The sequence below is a fragment of the Elizabethkingia bruuniana genome, from assembly GCF_002024805.1.
GTDB lineage: Bacteria > Bacteroidota > Bacteroidia > Flavobacteriales > Weeksellaceae > Elizabethkingia > Elizabethkingia bruuniana.
On the sequence record NZ_CP014337.1, the window covers coordinates 1635930 to 1657099 of the forward strand.

Annotated in this window: 22 protein-coding genes and 1 tRNA gene; 15 read left to right on the forward strand and 8 right to left on the reverse strand. The window is 35.3% G+C overall.

Annotated features, from left to right (window positions below):
• Positions 1 to 24: 24 nt before the first annotated feature.
• A complete protein-coding gene (locus AYC65_RS07645; RefSeq protein ID WP_034868322.1) occupies positions 25 to 2994 on the reverse strand; it encodes a tetratricopeptide repeat protein in 2970 nt (989 codons plus the stop codon).
• Positions 2995 to 3209: 215 nt separating this feature from the next.
• Here AYC65_RS07645 and AYC65_RS07650 point away from each other — a divergent pair, with 215 nt between their 5' ends.
• The 12 genes from AYC65_RS07650 to AYC65_RS07705 all read left to right on the forward strand — a co-directional run bounded on the left by AYC65_RS07650 (position 3210) and on the right by AYC65_RS07705 (position 13592).
• On the forward strand, positions 3210 to 3680 hold the full coding sequence (locus tag AYC65_RS07650; RefSeq protein WP_034868320.1) for a DinB family protein: 471 nt from the start codon (positions 3210 to 3212) through the stop codon (positions 3678 to 3680).
• 162 nt (positions 3681 to 3842) lie between these two features.
• Positions 3843 to 5522 carry an amino acid permease gene (locus tag AYC65_RS07655; RefSeq protein ID WP_034868318.1) on the forward strand — a complete coding sequence of 560 codons (1680 nt, stop codon included), beginning with the start codon at positions 3843 to 3845 and terminating at the stop codon, positions 5520 to 5522.
• Positions 5506 to 5916 carry a DUF695 domain-containing protein gene (locus tag AYC65_RS07660; RefSeq protein WP_034868316.1) on the forward strand — a complete coding sequence of 137 codons (411 nt, stop codon included), beginning with the start codon at positions 5506 to 5508 and terminating at the stop codon, positions 5914 to 5916. Before AYC65_RS07655 ends, AYC65_RS07660 begins: the two co-directional genes overlap by 17 nt.
• Positions 5917 to 6169: 253 nt before the next feature.
• Positions 6170 to 7597: an anthranilate synthase component I family protein gene (locus AYC65_RS07665; protein ID WP_034868314.1), complete on the forward strand. Its 1428-nt coding sequence runs from the start codon at positions 6170 to 6172 to the stop codon at positions 7595 to 7597.
• Positions 7598 to 7603: 6 nt separating this feature from the next.
• Positions 7604 to 7972: a four helix bundle protein gene (locus tag AYC65_RS07670; RefSeq protein ID WP_034868313.1), complete on the forward strand. Its 369-nt coding sequence runs from the start codon at positions 7604 to 7606 to the stop codon at positions 7970 to 7972.
• A 19-nt stretch (positions 7973 to 7991) separates the two neighbouring features.
• Positions 7992 to 8561, forward strand: a complete 570-nt coding sequence (locus AYC65_RS07675; protein WP_034868311.1) for an anthranilate synthase component II — start codon at positions 7992 to 7994, stop codon at positions 8559 to 8561.
• A gap of 6 nt (positions 8562 to 8567) precedes the next feature.
• Positions 8568 to 9557, forward strand: a complete 990-nt coding sequence (gene trpD / locus AYC65_RS07680) for an anthranilate phosphoribosyltransferase (RefSeq protein ID WP_034868310.1) — start codon at positions 8568 to 8570, stop codon at positions 9555 to 9557.
• 207 nt (positions 9558 to 9764) lie between these two features.
• Positions 9765 to 10547, forward strand: coding sequence for an indole-3-glycerol phosphate synthase TrpC (gene trpC / locus AYC65_RS07685; protein ID WP_034868309.1), 783 nt, complete (start codon positions 9765 to 9767; stop codon positions 10545 to 10547).
• Between the two features lie 15 nt (positions 10548 to 10562).
• Positions 10563 to 11222: a phosphoribosylanthranilate isomerase gene (locus tag AYC65_RS07690; RefSeq protein ID WP_034868307.1), complete on the forward strand. Its 660-nt coding sequence runs from the start codon at positions 10563 to 10565 to the stop codon at positions 11220 to 11222.
• Positions 11223 to 11231: 9 nt separating this feature from the next.
• Positions 11232 to 12413, forward strand: coding sequence for a tryptophan synthase subunit beta (gene trpB, locus AYC65_RS07695; RefSeq protein ID WP_034868305.1), 1182 nt, complete (start codon positions 11232 to 11234; stop codon positions 12411 to 12413).
• A 17-nt stretch (positions 12414 to 12430) separates the two neighbouring features.
• On the forward strand, positions 12431 to 13159 hold the full coding sequence (gene trpA / locus AYC65_RS07700) for a tryptophan synthase subunit alpha (protein WP_059333763.1): 729 nt from the start codon (positions 12431 to 12433) through the stop codon (positions 13157 to 13159).
• Positions 13160 to 13280: 121 nt separating this feature from the next.
• Positions 13281 to 13592: an Mpo1-like protein gene (locus tag AYC65_RS07705; protein WP_034868303.1), complete on the forward strand. Its 312-nt coding sequence runs from the start codon at positions 13281 to 13283 to the stop codon at positions 13590 to 13592.
• 12 nt (positions 13593 to 13604) lie between these two features.
• On the opposite strand, the gene AYC65_RS07710 is transcribed toward AYC65_RS07705, so the two are convergent.
• From AYC65_RS07710 to AYC65_RS07735, 6 genes are read right to left on the reverse strand one after another with little or no spacing between them, the layout of a single operon-like run.
• Positions 13605 to 14705, reverse strand: a complete 1101-nt coding sequence (locus AYC65_RS07710) for a glycosyltransferase family 4 protein (RefSeq protein ID WP_034868302.1) — start codon at positions 14703 to 14705, stop codon at positions 13605 to 13607.
• A complete protein-coding gene (locus AYC65_RS07715; protein ID WP_034868301.1) occupies positions 14702 to 15475 on the reverse strand; it encodes a polysaccharide deacetylase family protein in 774 nt (257 codons plus the stop codon). The genes AYC65_RS07710 and AYC65_RS07715 overlap by 4 nt, the downstream gene beginning before the upstream one ends.
• Complete coding sequence (locus AYC65_RS07720) at positions 15476 to 16402, reverse strand: glycosyltransferase family 2 protein (protein ID WP_034868300.1); 927 nt, start codon at positions 16400 to 16402, stop codon at positions 15476 to 15478. It abuts the gene before it with no gap.
• Between the two features lies 1 nt (position 16403).
• Positions 16404 to 17597, reverse strand: coding sequence for a glycosyltransferase family 87 protein (locus tag AYC65_RS07725; RefSeq protein ID WP_034868299.1), 1194 nt, complete (start codon positions 17595 to 17597; stop codon positions 16404 to 16406).
• Between the two features lie 11 nt (positions 17598 to 17608).
• The gene (locus AYC65_RS07730) at positions 17609 to 18421 is read right to left on the reverse strand and encodes a 2,3,4,5-tetrahydropyridine-2,6-dicarboxylate N-succinyltransferase (RefSeq protein ID WP_034868298.1); all 813 of its coding nucleotides are present in this window, start codon (positions 18419 to 18421) and stop codon (positions 17609 to 17611) included.
• A 48-nt stretch (positions 18422 to 18469) separates the two neighbouring features.
• Positions 18470 to 19006 carry a C40 family peptidase gene (locus tag AYC65_RS07735; protein WP_034868297.1) on the reverse strand — a complete coding sequence of 179 codons (537 nt, stop codon included), beginning with the start codon at positions 19004 to 19006 and terminating at the stop codon, positions 18470 to 18472.
• A 104-nt stretch (positions 19007 to 19110) separates the two neighbouring features.
• Between AYC65_RS07735 and AYC65_RS07740 the strand changes: the two genes are divergently transcribed.
• Positions 19111 to 19184 (forward strand) — tRNA-Ala (locus tag AYC65_RS07740).
• A gap of 269 nt (positions 19185 to 19453) precedes the next feature.
• Here the strand turns inward: AYC65_RS07740 and AYC65_RS07745 are convergent.
• Positions 19454 to 19684 carry a hypothetical protein gene (locus AYC65_RS07745; RefSeq protein ID WP_133147564.1) on the reverse strand — a complete coding sequence of 77 codons (231 nt, stop codon included), beginning with the start codon at positions 19682 to 19684 and terminating at the stop codon, positions 19454 to 19456.
• A gap of 264 nt (positions 19685 to 19948) precedes the next feature.
• Here AYC65_RS07745 and AYC65_RS07750 point away from each other — a divergent pair, with 264 nt between their 5' ends.
• Both AYC65_RS07750 and AYC65_RS20735 read left to right on the forward strand, forming a co-directional pair.
• Positions 19949 to 20761 (forward strand): helix-turn-helix domain-containing protein, encoded by an 813-nt coding sequence (locus AYC65_RS07750; RefSeq protein WP_059333762.1) that lies wholly within the window; start codon positions 19949 to 19951, stop codon positions 20759 to 20761.
• Between the two features lie 78 nt (positions 20762 to 20839).
• Positions 20840 to 20986, forward strand: a complete 147-nt coding sequence (locus AYC65_RS20735; RefSeq protein ID WP_157877507.1) for a bacteriocin-like protein — start codon at positions 20840 to 20842, stop codon at positions 20984 to 20986.
• Positions 20987 to 21170 lie beyond the last annotated feature (184 nt).

Genomic DNA, 21170 nt, shown 5'->3' on the forward strand with positions numbered 1-21170 from the left:
TCATCGCTGCATTAATTTAAAAACTTACTTTTTGATTTGAGATTTCACCTGCTTAGCTTCTGTTACTACATCCGGGAAATCTTTATAATTAGCAATAATCTGATCTACTGTATAAGATGCCTGATATTTATCTCCTAATGCAAGATAATTCTTAGCCATTAATACCAGGGATTTAGCTCCCCAGTACTCTTCAGAAGCATAGTTGTCGGAAAGCTTAAAGATCGTTTCATTAGAAGACTTAAATGCTTTTCCTTTGTTCTGATAATAAGCTTTGGCATATAGCGCTTCTGCAGCAACCTCCGGATTAGCAGATTTTTCAAGAGCTGTATAAGCTTTTTTAGCTTCAGAATCATTACCACGCTTCATAGAACTTCTGGCTTTGATAATCTGAGCCTGCTCTTTTACTGAAGGAGAATTTTTAGTATTGGCTAAAACCTGATCTGCATATTTTTCTGCCTGGCTAAAGTCTTCTGCATCTACAGCAATCTTCATCATTTCTGTAACAGCATAATTCTTTATACCGGCATTGGATGAATTCACAAGATTTTGAAGATATTTCTTAGCTTCGGCAGGATTATTTTGTGCAATGTACAATTGAGCCAACCTTACCTGTGCATCTTCCTGATATTCGTTTTGAGTATTTGCTACTTCATTAAGAACAACAGCAGCTTTTGTATTATTCTTAGTCTGGTAGTAGCTTTCCCCTAATTCGTATTGTGCCTGATACAGCTTCTCGCCTGTTGGACGTTGGGTCAGGTATTTTTCGTAATAAGTAATTGCTCCTTTGTAGTCTTTATTAGCATAAAGCTTCTGTGCTGTAGAAAGGTTAATCTCATCTAGCTCACCACTGCTTATTTTAACACCCAGAGATGAAGCAAAACTTTGGTAGCCTGCTGTATCTCCGTTTTTAAGATATACAGTCTTAGCTGCAGCTACTACTTTGTCAGCATAAGCTGTCCCTTTGTAAGTATTTCCTAAACTTTTAAATTCAGCAATAGCTTTATCTGCCTGCCCCAGATCTGCATAATTCTGCGCTCTGTAGATGGAAGCATTTGCAACCAAATCTTTATCCGGAGAAGTTTTAATTACCTGATTAAAGTAATCATTCGCCTCAGCATACCTTTCGTCAGATGCGTAAGCTACACCGATTTCATACTGAGCATCGTCTGTATACTCACTATTCTTATAAGTGGAAATAAGTTTCTTCAGAGCAGTAATTTTAGCTTCAGAGTCCCCTTTAAATCCTAAAGACATTGCCTTTTGGAATTGGGTATAATCTGTGCCATCTGCATTTTGATCATAGATAGCAATAGCATCATTCAGCTCGTTGTTTGCATAATGCGTGTCCGCTAAACGAAGCTCGGCATCATTTTTAAACTCAGCTTTAGGATCTTGCAGATATAACTTAAAGTATTTCTGAGCATCCTCGAACTTTTTGTTCTTAAAGTATGCATATGCCAGATCGTATGGCAATTGTTGTTTTTCTTCGAAGTTTACACCAGAGTTATATAGCTTCTGCAAAGTTTCTGTTGCCGAACCATAATCCCCCATTTGGTATTGACTCTGCCCCATCCAGTATTGTGCACGGGCATTGAAGTCTTTGTTGTAGTTGTACTTCAGTGAATATTCAAAAAGCGTTTCAGCTTCAGTAAAGTTTCCTTTATTAAATTCTTCAGTACCTAATAAGAAAGCTGCTTCCTGCTCAATTTTAGCAGTTTCTGCAGACTGGCTTCCCAACTTTTTAATCGCAGAAAGTGTCTCTTTATAGTTGCCGGAATACAGGTAAGACTTTACCAAAAGACCTTTCATCTCCTGAGAATTTCCTGCATTCGGATATTTAGCTAAATAATTCTGAATAACCTGAGAATTGGATTCAAACGGGTTACCGATATCATAACCCAGTTTAGCATATTGCTCATAAGCCAATTGTTGAACTCTGGAATCATAGTTCATTTGTGAAGCCGAGCGGAATGCCGATAATGCCTCACGTTTCTTTCCTACTTCCAGATATGCATTTCCTAGCTGGTAATATGCATTTTGTGCCAAAGCAGACTGAGAGCTGATTAACTGATTGTAATAGCTAACCGCTTCATCATAACGCTTCATCTGTGCCGCTACGAATCCCATTTCGTAAAGATCACTTTCTGAAGGAACGCTTTTACTGTTCAGATATGTTTTTAGATAAGGATATGCAGCAGCATAATCCTTTTTCATAAAGTAAGACTCTCCAATAATTTTGTTTACTTCTGCAGTATAATCTTTGGAGATATTTTCATTCAGTAATGATTTCCCTTCTTCTATAGCCTTGTCATAATTCTTCTGATTGAAATATAACTGTACATAGTAAGGGCGGATGGTTTGTGCATACTTAGGGTTATCCTTTATAGTATCGAAATACTGGAATGCTTTTTCAGTATTGCCTTCTGCATATTGTAAATGTCCAAGCATATAAGCTACATCCTTTTTACCATCTTCATTAGCATTGGCATAAGCTTCATCCAATGCCTCAATAGCTCCCTTGGTATCACCTGTCATAAATTTGGCATAACCCAACTTCAGGATATACTGTGTATTTTCCTCTTTGCTCAGGTTATACTGATTTACTTTCTTCAGGCTCTCCAAAGCTTTTGGAAAATCCTTTTTTGCCAGATAATAATCTGCTAAAGGACCATTCGCCAAAGCAAAATAAGCACTCTTCGGATACTTTTTTGTAAAAGCTTCCAATCCTTCTTCAGAGTGATTCTGATTCAGGATTACGCCTATAATATTATCATAGAAAAGGGATGCCTCTTTCCTGGCTCCCTCCGGATTCTGATAAAAATATTGGCGTGCAAATTCGTATTGTGCTGCTTTATAGATTTTATTCTGGTAAAGCTTCTCTGCTAAGGATGTTCTGTACTCTTCTCTATTCTTAAAGAAGGCCGATTGTTGGGCGAATGCAGGAGTTACTGCACCAAAAAGCCCGGCGTAAATGAGAATGTTTTTAGGACTCATTAATAAAAAGTAGGTGTTAAACGTCTTCTTCTACAACGATAAACCAATAAGATTTATTGTAGTAATGGTATATTTCGGGTAAAAGTACTAAAAACTTAGTGATTGCCATAAACCGTAGTTGTTAAAAAAAGCATAAATTAACTTTACAGAATTGAGCCTGAATAATTTGTAATTTTAGCAATATGTGAAAATTAACTGTAATAAAATATAGTGTCATGAAACAAAGTACCACCATTGCAAATCGATTACGCGAAGTACTACTCAACGGACATTGGATAGCCAATACTAATTGTAAAGAACAGTTACAACTGGTTACCTGGCGGCAGGCTATCCATAAGGTTGGAAATCTAAATACCATTTCAGCACTCACCTTTCATCTTAACTACTATCTTTCAGGAGTTTTGCACGCTTTTAATACAGGTAAACTTGAAATAAAAGATCAGTATAGTTTTGATCTTCCTCCTATAGAAAATGAAGCAGACTGGCAGAAGCTTACAGATAATTTTTTGAGAAATGCAGAAATGTTTGCTGCTAAAGTAGAAGAAATATCTGATGAACAATTACAGGAAGCTTTTATAGATGAAAAGTATGGTACTAACCTTAGAAATGTTGAAGGAATGATTGAACACTGCTATTACCATTTGGGACAAATTTCTCTTATCAGAAAGCTTATTGCAAACATATAGTTCAGCTTTTTCTGATTTAATCTTTATTTAAAATAGCATCTGCTACTCTGCCATTGATTTCCAGATATTTTCTTTCCGGGAATTAACATTATGTTAATTTTTATTAAAGCTTTATTATATTTTATTTTACTTTTGTGCTTCTCAACTATTAAAGTCCAACTTATGAAGCAACTTTTCAGAAGGAAAAATATAATCGACTTAGCGTCGAAAAAAGATGGCGAAGACCCATCTGGTTTAAAAAGAATCCTTAGTGTAAGGGACTTAACGTTTTTCGGGATTGCAGCCATTATTGGTGCCGGAATATTCAGTACCATAGGCAGAGCCTCTTATGATGGTGGTCCCGCAGTAAGCTTACTATTTCTAATGGTTGCTGTAGCCTGTATTTTTACAGCACTGTGTTATGCACAATTCTCCTCTATGATCCCTGTAAGTGGAAGTGCTTACACCTATGCTTATGCTTCTCTGGGAGAAATATTTGCCTGGATTATTGGCTGGGCGCTTATTCTGGAATATGCTGTATCAAACATGGTTGTTGCTATTTCCTGGTCCGAATATTTCACCTCTATGCTTCAGGGATTTGGTATAAAGTGGCCCGATTGGCTGGCAATAGATGCAGGTTCTGCATCACGTGCCTACGAACAGGTTTTGCATGCTAAAGTCGGAGAACACTTGCCTAGTAATATTATTGCGGCAGCCAAAACATACGAAACAGCTCCTGTTATAGGGAATCTCCATATTCTTTTCGATTTGCCTGCAGGTTTAATTACCGTATTAATTACTGCATTGGTATTTGTAGGGATTAAAGAATCTAAAAATGTAAGTAATGGCCTTGTAATCCTAAAACTAGGTATTATTGCCTTGGTTATAGTTGCAGGTGCCTTCTTTGTAAAGCCTGAAAATTGGTCTCCTTTTGCGCCAAATGGTGTAGGCGGAATTCTAAAAGGTGTAGCAGCTGTTTTTTTTGCCTTTATTGGTTTCGACTCTATATCCACTACTGCCGAAGAATGTAAAAATCCACAGCGGGATATGCCAAGAGCTATGATCTATTCATTGGTAGTTTGTACTGTTTTATATATCATTATCTCTCTTGTTCTTACGGGAATGGTAAACTATAAAGAACTACGTGTAGATGATCCGTTAGCCTTTGTTTTCGGGAAAGTAGGAATGAATTTTATTGCAGGTGTAATCTCTGTAAGTGCCGTTATTGCAATTACCAGTGCGCTTCTTGTATATCAGATCGGACAGCCAAGAATCTGGATGACAATGAGCCGTGATGGTCTTTTAGGTAAGAAATTCGGTAAAATTCACCCTAAGTACAAAACACCAAGCTACTCTACTATTATCACCGGTATTCTGGTTGGACTTCCGGCTATGTTTCTGGATATGCAGTTTGTAGTAGACTTAACCAGTGTAGGTACATTCTTTGCCTTTATTATGGTATGTTCCGGAATCCTATATCTGGATTACAAAGGATACAGCAAAACTGCTAAATTCAAGATCCCATACATTAATGGTAAATATCTGATAGGAATCTTATTGATAGCAACAGGTATCATCGTATATAATAAGTTTGGCATTGCCCTGATTAAAGAATCTATTGCAGAGAAGCCCTTGCTTGTTGTTTTTATAGCTGTATGGGCAGGTCTTGCTATAGCTGCTCTTAAATATAAATTTTCATTAATCCCTATACTTGGTATTTTATTCAACCTATATCTAATGACGGAGCTAGGCTTATCTAACTGGACGATGTTCCTTATCTGGTTAGCAATAGGATTGGTTATCTACTTTACTTATGGATACAAAAACAGTAAACTGAATAAAAAATATGAGCAGTTGGTTTAACTACAGGTTTCACGATGAAGAAGGAAATGTTGTATTCCTTCGCGGTAAAGAAAACATCGATGAACATATTGCTTCCGGAAAATATTCTCAGCGATTGGAGATTGCTTATCGTTTTAGAGGAAATGATAAGACAAATCTACCGGACGAAACTATGCTGGGTAAACTGGATAATCTTGAGCATAAATTTGAAAAGGAATTTGCGAAAGAAGGCAAAGCTATTTTAGCCCTATCCTTTACTGGTAAAAACAGAAGAGTATGGTACGTATACACTTCCGATGTACACAGTGCAATTGTTGCCATTAATATGGCCGCGAATGTAGAAACAGAGCTGGATATCATACATGATACAGATGAGAATTGGGAGTTTTATAAAAATTTTTATTCAAAAAAATAACAGAAAGTATTTTTTATATCAAAAAAATATTTACATTTGCTCCGATAAAATATTAACTGCTTCAAAGCAGATAAATAATACATATGAAATTTAATACTAATAATACTAACTGGTGGTGGCTTTCCAAATCTATGTCGGATCTAGGCGCTTCCTCTATGTATTATAATTAGGATAAATAATATTAGAAAAGAGTTTAAGACTTCGGCATATTGTGTCGAAGTCTTTTTTTTAACCATACTTACAATATTGAACCATGAATTTTAACCAGAACATTAACATTACAACCAAACATAAAAATTATCTGAGTGACCTGTATACACCTATAGGAATCTATCTTCGTCTTCGCGACCGTTACCGTGATACTATTCTGTTAGAGAGTGCCGGAAACCAAAATACAAGTAACAATTACTCTTTTATCTGTGTAAATGCAATTTCCGGTATTGAGATTAAAAGCCTTACAGAAATAGAAGTTAAATTCCCTAATCAGGCACCTGAAAAATACCAGCTAGGAAGTGAAAAACTCACACAGGTTTTACAGGAGTTTTCCAATTGTTTTGTTCCGGGAAAATCTGAACATCCATTGGCAAATCTGGCGCAGGGATTATACGGATACACAAGCTACGATGCTGTTCAGTTCTTCGATACTGTAAAATTCAAGCCAGCTTCTCCGGAAACCGATATTCCGCTAATGCGTTACAGGTTATATCAATACGTAATTGCCATTAATCATTTCAATGACGAAATGACAATTTTCGAGAATAAAATCAAAGGGCTGGAATCTGATTTCTCTACTCTGGAAACCTTTATCAATCAAAAAAATGCGCCTGTATTTCCTTTTGAAACAAAAGATGAGGAGAAGTCCAACCTTACTGATGAAGAAATGGCTGAATTAGTAGAAATGGCTAAAAAGCATGCGATGAGAGGCGATACTTTCCAGATGGTACTCAGTCGCAGATTCGAGCAACAGTTTTCAGGAGATGAATTCAATGTCTACAGAGCGTTGCGAAATATCAACCCATCCCCTTACCTGTTTTATTTCGATTATGGAAGTTACAAAATCTTTGGTTCCAGCCCGGAAAGCCAGTTGATTATAAAAGATCAGAAAGCAATCATCCATCCAATCGCCGGAACATTTAAGCGTACCGGAAATGTAGAAACGGATCTGGCTTCGGCAGAAGCACTAAAAAAAGATCCAAAAGAAAATGCTGAGCATACAATGCTTGTGGATCTTGCAAGAAATGACCTTAGCATAATGGGTAAAAACACAAAAGTTTCCAAGCTAAAAGAAATCCACTTCTTTTCTCATGTTATTCATATGGTAAGCGAGGTTACCGCAGACGTTGCTGTAGGAACAAATCCTTTTGAAATGATTGCTACTACATTCCCACAAGGAACACTAAGTGGTGCTCCCAAATATATGGCGATGGAACTTATTGATAAATATGAAAAAACTTCCAGAGGTTACTATGGTGGCTGTATCGGATTTGTAGGATTCGACGGAAGCTGTAATCAGGCTATTATGATCCGGACATTCCTTAGTAAGAACAATACACTTTATTACCAGGCCGGAGCCGGAGTTGTAGCAAAATCCGATACTCAAAGTGAAGTGCAGGAAGTAAAAAACAAATTAAATGCATTAAAATCTGCATTAAAGAAAGCCAGTAAAATGGTTAATTATTAATTGTTAATGCTTATGAAAGAGGATAACATCATTAAACAGAAAAGTTTTGATTTTGCGGTTCGGATCATAAAGCTTTATCAGTATTTATCAAGCGATAAAAAAGAGTTTATTTTAAGCAAACAGATATTGCGAAGTGGAACCAGTGTAGGTGCAATGATAAGAGAAAGTGAACATGCACAAAGTAAGTCAGACTTCATACATAAGCTATCTATCGCCCAAAAAGAAATTAATGAAACGATTTACTGGCTGGAATTATTTCAGGCTACTGATTATCTTTCAGTCCAAGAATTTGAAAGTATTAATGAGGATGCTGTTGAGATCATAAAATTGATAACAAGCATTATTAAAACCACAAAAAATAACATTAACAATTAACCATTGAGAATTAACAATTATGAAGATATTAGTTTTTGACAATTACGATAGTTTTACATATAACCTTGTACAGATCATTGAAAGAATAGTCGGACATTCTGTAGACGTAATCAGGAATAATCAAATCACACTTGCTGAAGTAGATCAGTATGACAAAATCATTCTTTCACCAGGACCGGGGGTTCCTTCTGAAGCAGGTATACTTCTGGATTTGATAAGAGAATATGCTCCAAAAAAAGAAATCTTTGGTGTATGTCTTGGTCAGCAAGCTATTGCGGAAGCATTTGGCGGAAGCCTTATTAACCTTTCAGAAATATACCATGGTGTGGCCACTGACGTACAGGTTATAAAAGACAATACATTGCTGTTTAAAGATTTACCTGAAAACTTTGAAGCCGGAAGATACCACAGCTGGGCTGTAGCTAACGAAAACTTTCCTGAAGAATTGGAAATAACTGCCGTGGACGACAAAGGGATGATAATGGCGCTGCAACACAAAAACTACAATGTTCACGCTGTACAGTTTCACCCCGAAAGTATCCTTACACCACAAGGTGAAACTATTCTTAGAAACTTTTTAAATGCTTAATAATCCATGAAACAGATATTACAATACCTTTTCGATCACCATACACTTTCACGGGCTGAAGCGAAAGCTATACTTAGTGAAATTGCGCAAAATAAGTACAATGAAAATGAGGTTACTGCTTTTGTATCCGTATTTCTCATGAGAAACATTACACTTGCTGAACTAGAAGGTTTTCAGGAAGCATTATTACAATTAGCTGTTTCTGCAGATTTAGGTACTAATGATCTTGTTGATATCGTAGGTACAGGCGGCGATGGAAAAAACACTTTCAATATATCTACATTGGCCAGCTTTATTGTTGCCGGAGCAGGACAAAAAGTAGCTAAACATGGTAACTATGGAGTTTCTTCTACAAGTGGAGCTTCGAATGTACTGGAAGAATTAGGTTATCAGTTTAAAGATAATGCAGAGGACCTGAAAAAAGACCTGGAAAAGGCTAATATATGCTTTATCCATGCTCCACTCTTCCATCCTGCATTAAAGGCCGTAGGACCTTTACGTAAGGGGTTAGGACTTCGCACCTTTTTCAATATACTGGGACCATTGGTAAATCCTGCAAAACCAAAATACTCCATGATTGGTGTTTACAATCCAGAAATTGCACGTATATACCAATATTTACTTCAAAAACAAAAAGAGAAGTTTATGCTGGTACATGCTTTAGATGGATATGACGAGATTAGCCTTACACAGGATACTAAAATCTATTCCGAGAAAGGGGAAGAAATTTATTCTGCTGAAGATTTACATTTTAAAACTATTACAGCAGATAGTATATTCGGTGGTGTAAGTAAGCAGGAAGCAGCAGAAATCTTCCTGAACATACTAAAAGGTAATGGTTCTTACGAGCAGAATGCTGTTGTATTAGCCAATGCTGCAATGGCTTTAAAGAATACAGGTAAGTACGGAGATTACGATTCTTGTTTGACATTAAGCAGAGAAAGCTTGGAAAGTGGGAAAGCATTTAAAAGTTTACAGTTGTTGGTTAAGAGCTAATTTAAGTTGAACATTTCGACTTCGCTCAATGTGGCACCGTATTGTAGTGAGCCTAGAAATTAAATGCAGTACTAGAATTGTCACTCTGAGTCTTTAATAGAATTTGATAACTAATTGTTAATGGTCAATTATCAATGGTTAATAATTCAACTGATAACTGATAACTGATAACCGATTACTAACAACCAATAACTGACAACTAAAAAGATGAATATACTTGATAAAATTGTTGCTCAAAAACAGCTGGAAGTAGCAGCATCTAAGAAACTTATTTCAATAGAAGAATTAAAAGACAACGCTTTCTTTTCACGTAAGACTTTTTCATTAAAAGAAAGTGTAAAAAACAAAAGTGGCATTATTGCTGAATTTAAAAGGAAATCTCCTTCTAAAGGCATTATCAATGATGTCCAAAATCCTCTTTCTGTTGTTTCTTCTTATGAACAATATGGGGCAAGTGGTATTTCTATTCTTACAGATACAGAATTCTTCGGTGGATCAAAAGAAGATATATTAGCTGTAAGAGAAAATATCAACATCCCTATTCTCCGTAAAGATTTCATGATTGACGCTTATCAGTTCTATGAAGCTAAAGCTATGGGTGCAGATGTAGTGCTTCTTATTGCAGCTTGTCTGTCTCCGGAGCAGGTTTCTGAATTTACAGCATTGGCGCATTCATTAAACCTGGAAGTTCTATTAGAAATTCATACTGAAGAAGAATTAAAACATTTCAATTCTGATATTGATCTTGTTGGTATTAATAATCGTAATCTAAAAGACTTTAAAGTAGATTTACAACATTCTGTTAATCTTAAAAACCTTCTTCCAACAGGAACATTATCCGTTGCAGAAAGCGGAATTTACAATACTGAAGACTTTTTATTCTTAAAGGAGAAAGGTTTCGATGCTTTCCTGATGGGAGAATATTTTATGAAAGGAGAAAATCCGGGCCAAAAATTCAAAGAATTTTTATCCAATGTAACTATGAAATAATATAACAGTGTAACTATGGGAAAGCAAAACTATCAACCGAAACTTAAAGTATGTGGATTAGCACACCGCGGTCAGATTCAGGAATTACAGAAGTCCGGAGTTGATTTTCTTGGATTTATATTCTACCCCAAATCGCCACGTTATGTCATGAACCATTTGAATTTGAAACAAATATCAGAAATAAAGCATTTGGGAAAAGTTGGTGTTTTTGTAAATGAAGATGTTGCTATAGTCTCTGATATTGCTAAACAGGCACATTTGAATTACATACAGCTTCATGGCGACGAAAATATAGAATATATACTCAATCTCAAAAAGCTTATTCCGGAAACACAGATTATTAAAGTATTTCGGATTGGTCAGGAGGTAAATTCCGAAGTACTTAAATCCAAGATTTCAGAATTTGAGACTTGTGCAGATTTACTTCTCTTTGATACCGACTCAAAAGCTTATGGCGGAACCGGAGAAACATTTAACTGGTCAGTTCTGGATCAATTAGATTTACAGAAGCCATATTTGCTAAGCGGAGGAATTTCTTCTGAAAATATAGCCTCAATAGAAAGCTTAAAAACAAAACCTTTTGCTTTGGACATCAACTCCAAATTTGAAAATAGTCCGGGAGACAAGAACTTAGATAAAATACAAGAATTTATACAACATATCCAACATTTATAAAAACTAAAAATGAAATACAAAAATCCTGATCAATACGGATATTATGGAGATTTCGGCGGAGCATTTATCCCTGAAATGCTTTATCCAAATGTAAAAGAGTTAGAAGACAATTATCTGGATATTATCAATAGTGATAATTTCAAAAAAGAATATAATGCTCTGCTTAAAGATTATGTAGGGAGGGCTACTCCACTCTATTTTGCTAAGAATCTCAGCTATAAATACCAGACAAATATATATCTGAAAAGAGAGGATCTTAATCATACAGGTGCTCATAAGATTAATAACGCACTAGGACAAGCTCTGCTGGCAAAGCGCTTGGGCAAAAACAGAATTATTGCAGAAACCGGAGCTGGTCAGCATGGTGTGGCTACCGCAACGGCTTGTGCCCTATTGGGACTGGAATGTATTGTTTATATGGGCGAGATAGACATTGCCCGCCAGGCTCCAAATGTAGCCCGAATGAAAATGCTTGGCGCAACTGTAATACCAGCTACTTCCGGAAGCAAAACACTAAAAGATGCTGTAAACGAAGCTTTAAGAGACTGGATTAACAATGCCTCTACAACCCATTATATCATTGGCAGCGTTGTAGGTCCTCACCCTTTTCCGGATATGGTGGCAAGATTCCAGAGTATTATAAGTGAAGAAATAAGATTCCAACTGAAAGAACATATCGGACGCGAGAATCCCGATTATGTTATTGCTTGTGTAGGTGGTGGAAGTAATGCTGCAGGAACCTTTTATCATTTTGTAGATGAACCTGGTGTTGGTATTATTGCCGCAGAAGCTGGTGGTTTGGGTAAAGATTCCGGTGAGAGCGCTGCAACTACCTTTTTGGGAACATTAGGTATTTTACACGGCAGCCAGAGTCTTGTAATGCAGACAGAAGACGGACAGGTTATAGAACCTTACAGTATTTCCGCAGGGCTGGATTATCCGGGTATTGGGCCATTTCATGCGCATTTATTCCAAGATAAAAGAGCAGAGTTTTTCAGTATAAATGATGATGAAGCATTGAAATCCGCTTTTGAACTTACCAGACTTGAAGGCATTATTCCGGCATTGGAATCTGCACATGCTTTAGCAGTATTGGATCAGAAAAAATTCGATAAAGAGGATGTTGTTGTAATATGCCTTAGTGGACGTGGTGATAAGGATATGGAAACTTATTTGAAGCATTTAGCTTAACTTTTAATCTCTAAACAATGAAAAAACTCAATATATATTTTACTGCCGGAGTTCCTCAACTGAATGATACAACGCAAATAATGAAGACCATTCAGTCTGCTGGTGCCGATATGATAGAAGTGGGAATCCCATATAGTGATCCTGTTGCAGATGGTCCTGTTATTCAGAAATCCGATGAACTGGCTTTACAAAACGGAATGACCATTGCTAAGCTTTTTGAACAATTAAAGACAGTAAAAGATGAAATCAATATTCCGGTAATTCTTATGGGATACCTGAATCCTGTTTTAAAATTCGGTTTCGAAAAATTCTGTCAGGAGTGCAAGACTTCTGGAGTCTCTGGGTTAATACTTCCCGATTTACCTCCCATAGAATTTGAAAAGAAATATCAAAAGATTTTGGAGCAATATGGTATCAATTTTACTTTTTTGGTGACTCCGGAAACTTCTGATGAAAGAATTCAGTATCTGGACAGCTTAAGTTCAGGATTTCTCTATGCTGTAAGTAGCTCTTCCACTACCGGTACCAATCAGGAAATTGACAACGATGCTTATTTCAAACGTCTGAAATCCCTAAATCTGAAAAATCAGGTTCTTATTGGTTTTAGTATTAAAAACAAAACTGACTTTGAAAAAGTAACACAACATGCAGATGGTGCAATCATAGGTTCAGCTTTTGTGAAAATTCTTTTAGAAAACCAGGAATGGGAAAGCAAAGCTGCAGAATTTATAAGATCTGTTAAATAAAAAAATACATCTCAAAAACACATAAAATATATTTCAGCCACTTCTTATTTTAAGAATTGGCTGAAATTTTATTTATTATAATCATCTGGTTTTAATTAACTTAGTATTAAATTCTATTATTATGGAACAGAAAATAGATAACTACAAAGATTTTTATAAATTTTACCTTACCGAACATAAAGATTATACCTGCAGAGTATTGCACTTTACAGGCACAGCATTAGTATTTCTCTTGCTATTTTATGCGTTCTTTTCGGAGAAATATTATCTTCTTTGGTTTGTTCCGGTTGTTGGATATGGCTTCGCCTGGGTTGGTCATGCATTTTTTGAAAAGAACAAGCCGGCAACATTTACCTATCCTCTATGGAGCATGATTTCAGATTTCAAACTCTTCTTTGAATTATTAACTGGTAAACAAAAGTTTAAAATATAAAAGTAGACACAATTACTTTAAAAGATTTGTATAGCTCTGCATTACCTCTTCTGCAATTTCTTTTTCATTAAATTTCTGAACAAACTGAAAAGAATTTTCTGCTCTTCTTTTTCCTTCATCGGGATTTTCCCATAAGTGTAACACTTTAGATTTAATATCTTCTGTATTGGTTGGATTTACATAAAGGCTATCCGGTCCTCCTGCTTCAGGGAGACAGCTTACATTACTTGTAATAACCGGTGTTTTAGAAAAAAGAGCTTCTATAACCGGAATACCAAAACCTTCATACAAACTAGGATAAATAAATATATCTGCCAGTTGATAGATCTGTGCTAGTTCAGTCATGTTGACATCGGTAAGGAAAAAAACTTGTTTTTCCATATTATTCTGCACCATAAATTTCCTAATTCTTTGGCTATATTTAGTTTCTCTTCCAACAACAACCAATGGAATATCAGTTCCTTTTATTGCTTTGACAACTGAAAATAGGTTTTTACGTTCTTCTATTGTTCCGACATTCAGAATAAAGCGTTCCGGCAGATTAAATTTAGCCTTTACAGTGGTAAATTCTTCTTCTGAAAAGCTCTGCTTAAAAGCTTCGTGACAGGTCTGGTAAATTACTTTTATTTTGGATTCGGGAGTTTTAAAATACTCCATAATATCCTTCTTGGTTTGTTCACTAATTGCAATAATAAGATCTGAATCTTTTGTTGCTCTCTTAAACTTCCATGTATGTATTTTGCGGTCAAAAAAAGAATAAAACTGGGGATACTTCAGAAAAATAAGATCGTGAATTGTTACAACCTTTTTTATCTTTTTATCATTCCATTTTAATGGTAATTCACCGGATAAACCATGAAAAATATCGCATCCTTCATTTTGGGCATCTTTTCCCATTTTCATCTGGCGGGCAAGATTGCCTTTGGTTATTTTTTTGAAAATAATATTACCCTTTTCCAAAAGGCCTTTGGTTCTTTCAGAAGTATTTTTGGCAAACAATAAATATTCGTTTTCCGGGAAATACTCAGCTAGTGTACGTACTAAATCACGTGAGTAATTCCCAAGTCCCGATGTATTATGAAAGAAGCGTTTCGCGTCGTAGCCTATCTTCATTTTTTTGTTGTTTCTAAGAAGTCTTTAAAAGTACCAAATGTATATTGATTTTGCTTCAGCCATTGTACAAATTCATCAAATCGTTGTACCATTTTATCACCTGTATTTACACATGTATAAGAAGGTAAAGCATAGGCTTTCTTAGTAATATCCATAAATTCCCAAGGGTGGAAATAAATATTAAGATATCCATCCTTTTTTATAGCACGCTTTGCTAAGTATCTGTAAATATTTACAGGAAAATTATGAAATGACAGCCAGAACAAAGGTACTCTCCATGGCGAAACCGAAGCCGGAATTTGAAGTACATTTCCCTGTGGAAAATATCTTCTGCTAACTTTCAGGTTATTATACCTTCCCGGAAGCCATGTAGGATTAACTGACGAATTATAAGTATAACCAGCTTTCTCTACTTCTGCAGCATCTACTTCCATCATCCTTGGCATTCTAAGTCCGACAATATCAGTATCGAAGACTTCCTGAAGTTTTTCTCTGGATTTCTTCAAATCTTCAATTGAAAACTCTGAATGATACCAAGTATGCGATGCCAGTTCATGACCGTCTGAAAGCAGTTGCTCAATCAGGTCTTTATTATTTTCTGCAAAAACAACTGTCGAAAAGAAAGTTGCTTTTGCATTATGTTTTTTTAGAATGGCTAATATATTCTGTAAACCGTTTCTGGAAACTTGTAATTGCTCTTCAAACGGAATTGTTCCTTCATATTCCAGAGGCATATCAAATTCTTCTATGTCAAAACTTAATAGAATCATTTAAAAATTTTTAGATCTTATAATAAATAGAGGTCTATCTTTAACCTGTTTGAATACCTTACCCAAATAAATGCCTATAATACCGAGCATTACCAATTGCAATCCCCCGAAGAAAACTATTGTCATGATCAGAGAAGCCCATCCGGATATTTCACTCCCGTTCATAAATGAATAGATAACATAAGGTACATATAGTAGTGATAAAGCCGAAAAGAAAAAGCCCAGGTATGCAGCAAAATACAATGGCTTTACACTAAAAGATGTTACACCCGTTAATGCCAGCTTAAACATTTTGTTTATGGTATATTGGCTGATTCCGTTTTCACGGTCAGCGGCGACAAATTTTATTCCTTTCTGTTTGTAGCCCACCCATTTTACTAATCCACGTATAAAAAGATCAGACTCATGATTTTGTCTTATTTCTTCTATAACTTTTGCATCCAGTAATCTAAAATCTGCACCTGCCCCTTTTTCTATAGTAAAATCGGACATCGAGGAAATTATTTTATAATAGATATCTGAAGTTAGTTTTTTGCTTAAAGAAATATTCTCACTATATCTTCTAATGGTATATACTATATCGTGTCCGTTCTCCCACTCTTTAATAAGCTGTGGAATTAGTTCAGGTGGATGTTGCAGGTCACCGTCCATAGAAATCACAGCATTTCCATCAGCATTATCCAGCCCGGCCTTCAAAGCTGCCTGATGTCCAAAATTGCGGGAAAGCTCTATATATCTAACTTCAGGATATTGGGTTGCAAGATCTTCTAGAACCTGCTGCGTAGTATCTCGACTGCCATCGTTAACAAAGATAATCTCATAAGTATAATCTTTTAATGAAGAAAATACAGCAGCGATACGCTCCCTCATTATAGGAACATTCTTTTCCTCATTATGGGCTGGTATTACAATATTAATTTTCTTCATTTTATTGCAATTGATAGTTTTTATTAAAATCCTTTGTCAGCAGTTCATAAGTGATTCTAAACCATACAATACAGCAAGGCAATGCCTTTAACGAGTATTTTATGATATAGTTTTGCTTCACATATTTAGGGAATAAATCCGACATACCGAAACAAGTCAGAATCAGCACAAACAACATAAGACCATTAACAAGTTTGCTTTTATCTTTCTGAATAAGATACCAGATCATAACTCCGGCAACTGCAATAATATATGTTGGAGATTCAGATCCAGAGCTAAATAACACTGTAAACAGTAAAGTAGAAGCTAAGATCATCAACTGAAAGGCCTGATTCTTATACTGTTTAATCCGAAGATACGGTAAAGCAAATAATGGCAATCCAACAGCTATAAACCATAAATTGGATATATTGGCATCTCCCAAAACTCTTCTTACAATTCCCATCAAAGATATATCCTGCATATTTCCCAGAACCTGGTTATCATTATTCTTTTTCACCAGTTCTACATACCAGTCTGTATAGGACTGCAGTCCAAAATGTACGGATGAATAAAGCATAGGAATAGCCAAAAATACAACTGCACCGATAATTAACGTTGCAATAAATTTCTTTTTATTCTGAACAAAGAAGAATGAGCTAAGCCCTACTATACCATATATTTTGACAAAAGTTCCTAAAAGAATCGCAATAGCCGACTGGCTTTCTTTTCTCTGGTAAATAAAACATGCAGACAGTATAATAAGTCCTGTTAATGCAACATTAAACTGGAAACTTACCATAGCCGTAATAAGCTCCTGAAAGCATAACCATGCAAAAAAAGATTTCATTTTTTCGGAGAATGGTAATTGCTTTACAGCGTAGATAAACAAACCTACATTGGCAATATTCCATAAAATCATTCCTAACCAGTCCGGTAAAATTGTAAACGGAGCAATAAGTACACTGAATATTATTCCGTAATGATTTTTATCGAAGTGCAGAAGTGGATATTCTACATAAAGATTTTGTTGAAGGAGGGTGTTTCTGAAAACATTTTTAAAGATCAGATAGTTGTTGTATTTAGACGGACCTCCTCTGTATTTGGCAATAGCAGAAAATACAGCAACCAAAATATAAATACTAAAAATATATTTCGGTTGCTCTATGAATTTTCCGTATTTAGACCAAAGTCTAAAAACAGTATTTCGTATCATGTAAAAGAAATCTATACAGCTACATTATGCTCTCTTAAAGCGTCGTTCAATGACGTTTTAAGATCTGTAGATTCTTTTCTTTTACCTATGATAAGGGCACAAGGAACCTGGAATTCCCCAGCCGGAAATTTCTTTGTATAACTTCCCGGAATAACTACACTTCTTGCCGGAACACGACCTTTAATTTCTACAGGCTCGTCACCGGTTACATCGATAATCTTGGTAGATGCTGTTAGTACAACATTAGCACCTAATACAGCTTCTTTTTCTACATGAACTCCTTCTACAACAATACAACGTGAACCTACGAAACAATCGTCTTCAATAATTACCGGAGCTGCTTGTAATGGCTCTAGTACACCACCGATACCAACACCACCACTCAGGTGAACATTTTTACCGATCTGTGCACAGCTTCCTACTGTTGCCCATGTATCTACCATTGTACCACTGTCTACATAAGCACCGATATTTACGTAAGAAGGCATCATAATAACACCTGGAGCAACAAAGCTTCCGTGTCTTGCAATAGCATGAGGAACAACTCTTACACCTTTATCTGCGTAGTTTTTCTTTAACGGGATTTTATCATGGAATTCAAAAGGACCAACCTCGATAGTTGTCATCTTCTGAATAGGGAAATACATTACCACAGCTTTCTTCACCCATTCGTTTACCTGCCATCCGTTTTCAGTAGGTTCAGCTACACGTAGCTCTCCTAAATCCAACTGCATAATTACCTCACGAATGATTTCCTGATTTTCTTTATCTTGTAGTAAATCTCTGTTATCCCAGATTTTCTCAATTGTCTCTTGCAAACTCATAATGCTTAGTATAGTTTTAGTGAATTTTAAGTGACAAATTTAATAAATTTATAAGACTCTTCTGGCACTTAGATAGGCTTTATTCCAATATTTTTCATTCAGCGAGGAGATCATCACCCCTTTGCTTGTAGAGGCATGAATGAAATTGACTTCTCCATCTCTAATTGTATGGACAATTCCGACATGGGAAACACGTGAGCCTCCGGATGTTGCAAAAAATAAAAGATCTCCGGGAATTACATTTTTTATAGAAATTTCTCTGCCTTCACGAGACTGGTCTTCGGATCTTCGTGGAAGATTCACATCCTGACTGTCATATACCGTGGTAATAAATCCGGAGCAGTCCATACCAGATCTTGTTACACCACCAAATTTATAGGGTGTCCCCATATAATCCTCTGCAGTACGTAAAAGCTTGTCTACTTTGCGGGAATTGCTTCCGCTGAAATTAGAATTAAGATTTCTTAAGGCATAGTTCTTACCATAGTTTTTCCCGCCCGTAGGTCTCTTGGTAACTACTTTGGAAGAAGAACATGAAATAATGAATAAAGAAAAAATACTGAGTAAGAATATCTTTTTTATCATAGACCTAAAATTAAGAAAAATATAGATTACATAGGATTATAACGCATTTTTTTGTAAAAAATTTTGTACACGTCCAAAAAAATATTTACTATTGCAACTGCATCGGGGGATTGGCGCAGTTGGCTAGCGCGTTTGACTGGCAGTCAAAAGGTCACGGGTTCGAATCCCGTATTCTCCACTACTCCTATAAAAAATTGATTTACAATATTTTACTCTAGTAAATAATAGTAAAACTATTTTTCTCACTTACCCTAGTGTTCACAATTAATGTGATAAATGAAAGACAATTTAGAATTGGGTATTTACTCACAAATGATCTAAAACAAGTCTGATCTGTATACATATATGATACAGATCAGCAGAAAATCAAATTCAAGTTCATCAACAAATTTCAGAAAGTTGATAAGAATTTCCAAAAACAAGGGGCTTAATTGCCCCTTTTAATTTTTAAACAAGTGAAAGAAATATTGCTATTAGCGAACCTATCCAGAATATCTTCCATTCATCTGATAATAACATCCACTTATCTTTTAAAGAGGATATTATAAAATACTCAACTGATATAATTTTCCAATCTTGTTTTAAGTACAAGTCCAATTCTTTAGGTTTTACAAGCATAAATTCTTGTGTTGGTGGAAAATTATCACACTCCATTTTGTAAATAAAATACTTAATCATCTTCATCAATTTTCGAACTATCTCTAAAATAACGATAATATTCTGTTAATCAAAATATTTCACAAATTATTTACAAAAAATAAGCCTTCCAGCTACTCCAATGCGGAAATATATTTTTCCTTCTGCTTCAAGTTTTCCATAATAAGCTTTACATTAAGCTATTTCAGAATAGGACAAGAAGAAGTCAATGTCCACTAAATTGCATTTTTTGTATTTTTAACTATTTATATTATAACCTATTTTAGAAAATAATGCTACTAATAGATGAAGAAAATATTTGAAACATTCAAGCCGGAAAATCCCATTATCAAAAAGTATGTTAACTATTACTACCTGGATATAAAACCTGACAATGAAATCAATGAATTTCAATGCTTTCCTCATTTTAACAATACAATATCGATCTATAAATCCCATACCCGATTAGGGGGCGGAGAAATGGTTTTTGAGCAAACAGCGCCACCATTTCAGATTTTCACACCAATTCGAACAACAGTTCTGAATGTAAAACAACTGGGAAAAGTTGAGAGAATCGTCATTATCTTTCACCCTCTTGGAATCCAGCAATTTTATAAGAATTTAGATTTTTCAGAGTATATCACAGATTATGAATTTTTCACTCAAACTGAACTTAGAAAAATTTTCTCACTATATGCAACAGATGTACTTACCAGTTTATTGGATAGCTTTTTAGAGGAGAGATTTGAGAAATTTGAAAACATAATCCTTGACAAATCCATAGAATATATATTCCGCTATTATGAAGAATTTTCAGTTACAGAACTGTCAAATGAGCTCCAAATCAGCAGGCAACATCTAAATCGGCTTTTTCAGCAACATTTAGGTGTTTCCGTAAAAAAGCTTCACGAAATAGTACTTTTCAGGCAAACTATAAATAAAAAACTTTTTGAAAAGTCTAATGGAAGTTTCACCCAATTGGCCTATGAGTTTAATTTCAATGATCAATCTCATTTCAACAAAACATATAAAAACCTAACTGCAAATTCTCCAAAATCTTTTTTTGCAAGAGGAACTATTTTGGGGAAAGAAGACACATTCTGGCATTTGAAACCTTAATTTCTGATGTTCCATTTTTACAATTTTTTATTTATTGCCTTGTTTACTTTTGAACCTGTATAATTAAATATTAAAAACATGAAAAAGTTAAAAAAACTAAAAAGAGAAGATTTAAAAAAAATTAATGGCGGTGAAACAGAAATTGAATTAATATGCCCACCTAGATATGTTTATTGTTTAGGTGTTTGTATGAACGGAAGAAAAAGTATTAATTGTCCAGGTTAAATCACCCCCTCTTTATTGAGGGGTTTTTATTTCCTATTATGACATATTCCCACAGCTTTTTAATATTTTTTTTCACACAAATCTTAGTGCTAAACTTTGAACATTAAATATATCGCTCCACTAGGCGGTGACTACGACAATACCGATGACAAAAAGAAGGATTATAAACCTCAGGCTCCAGTTT

Bases quoted from the DNA above. Each gene is read 5' to 3' on its own strand.
- AYC65_RS07675 (WP_034868311.1), top strand. From the start codon at position 7,992: ATGAAGATATTAGTTTTTGACAATTACGATAGTTTTACATATAACCTT.
- AYC65_RS07725 (WP_034868299.1), bottom strand. From the start codon at position 17,597: ATGATACGAAATACTGTTTTTAGACTTTGGTCTAAATACGGAAAATTC.
- AYC65_RS07735 (WP_034868297.1), bottom strand. From the start codon at position 19,006: ATGATAAAAAAGATATTCTTACTCAGTATTTTTTCTTTATTCATTATT.
- AYC65_RS07650 (WP_034868320.1), top strand. From the start codon at position 3,210: ATGAAACAAAGTACCACCATTGCAAATCGATTACGCGAAGTACTACTC.
- AYC65_RS07660 (WP_034868316.1), top strand. From the start codon at position 5,506: ATGAGCAGTTGGTTTAACTACAGGTTTCACGATGAAGAAGGAAATGTT.
- AYC65_RS07645 (WP_034868322.1), bottom strand. From the start codon at position 2,994: ATGAGTCCTAAAAACATTCTCATTTACGCCGGGCTTTTTGGTGCAGTA.
- AYC65_RS20735 (WP_157877507.1), top strand. From the start codon at position 20,840: ATGAAAAAGTTAAAAAAACTAAAAAGAGAAGATTTAAAAAAAATTAAT.
- AYC65_RS07710 (WP_034868302.1), bottom strand. From the start codon at position 14,705: ATGAAGATAGGCTACGACGCGAAACGCTTCTTTCATAATACATCGGGA.
- AYC65_RS07730 (WP_034868298.1), bottom strand. From the start codon at position 18,421: ATGAGTTTGCAAGAGACAATTGAGAAAATCTGGGATAACAGAGATTTA.
- AYC65_RS07745 (WP_133147564.1), bottom strand. From the start codon at position 19,684: ATGATTAAGTATTTTATTTACAAAATGGAGTGTGATAATTTTCCACCA.
- trpB (WP_034868305.1), top strand. From the start codon at position 11,232: ATGAAATACAAAAATCCTGATCAATACGGATATTATGGAGATTTCGGC.
- AYC65_RS07670 (WP_034868313.1), top strand. From the start codon at position 7,604: ATGCTTATGAAAGAGGATAACATCATTAAACAGAAAAGTTTTGATTTT.
- AYC65_RS07655 (WP_034868318.1), top strand. From the start codon at position 3,843: ATGAAGCAACTTTTCAGAAGGAAAAATATAATCGACTTAGCGTCGAAA.
- trpD (WP_034868310.1), top strand. From the start codon at position 8,568: ATGAAACAGATATTACAATACCTTTTCGATCACCATACACTTTCACGG.
- AYC65_RS07665 (WP_034868314.1), top strand. From the start codon at position 6,170: ATGAATTTTAACCAGAACATTAACATTACAACCAAACATAAAAATTAT.
- AYC65_RS07690 (WP_034868307.1), top strand. From the start codon at position 10,563: ATGGGAAAGCAAAACTATCAACCGAAACTTAAAGTATGTGGATTAGCA.
- AYC65_RS07720 (WP_034868300.1), bottom strand. From the start codon at position 16,402: ATGAAGAAAATTAATATTGTAATACCAGCCCATAATGAGGAAAAGAAT.
- AYC65_RS07715 (WP_034868301.1), bottom strand. From the start codon at position 15,475: ATGATTCTATTAAGTTTTGACATAGAAGAATTTGATATGCCTCTGGAA.
- trpC (WP_034868309.1), top strand. From the start codon at position 9,765: ATGAATATACTTGATAAAATTGTTGCTCAAAAACAGCTGGAAGTAGCA.
- trpA (WP_059333763.1), top strand. From the start codon at position 12,431: ATGAAAAAACTCAATATATATTTTACTGCCGGAGTTCCTCAACTGAAT.
- AYC65_RS07705 (WP_034868303.1), top strand. From the start codon at position 13,281: ATGGAACAGAAAATAGATAACTACAAAGATTTTTATAAATTTTACCTT.
- AYC65_RS07750 (WP_059333762.1), top strand. From the start codon at position 19,949: ATGAAGAAAATATTTGAAACATTCAAGCCGGAAAATCCCATTATCAAA.